2 pseudogenes are annotated in these 219 nt (G+C 69.4%); both read left to right on the plus strand.

What is annotated here, in order from left to right:
* A pseudogene (locus CCN51_RS59065) lies at positions 1-93 on the plus strand (sugar ABC transporter permease); the annotation flags it as partial.
* A pseudogene (locus CCN51_RS59070) lies at positions 90-219 on the plus strand (carbohydrate ABC transporter permease); the annotation flags it as partial. The pseudogenes CCN51_RS59065 and CCN51_RS59070, both read left to right, overlap by 4 nt.

A 219-nucleotide genomic window follows, 5' to 3' on the forward strand; every position in this document is an offset into this window, starting at 1 on the left:
GCGGGCCTGTTCAAGGGCCTGGTCGGCGCCCTGCTCGTCTACGCGGCCAACAAGGTCGCCCACCGGCTCGGGGAACAGGGGGTCTACAAGTGAGCGCCCATGTGCGGCCCGGCTGGATGGAGAAGCCCAAGCCCGTCACCCAGGCCGCCAAAGCCGTGGCCCTCGTCGCGGTCGTGCTGCTGGTCTGTGTGCCGTTCCTCGTGATCGTGTCGACCTCGC

Source organism: Streptomyces milbemycinicus (assembly GCF_002154605.1).
Lineage (GTDB): Bacteria > Actinomycetota > Actinomycetes > Streptomycetales > Streptomycetaceae > Streptomyces > Streptomyces milbemycinicus.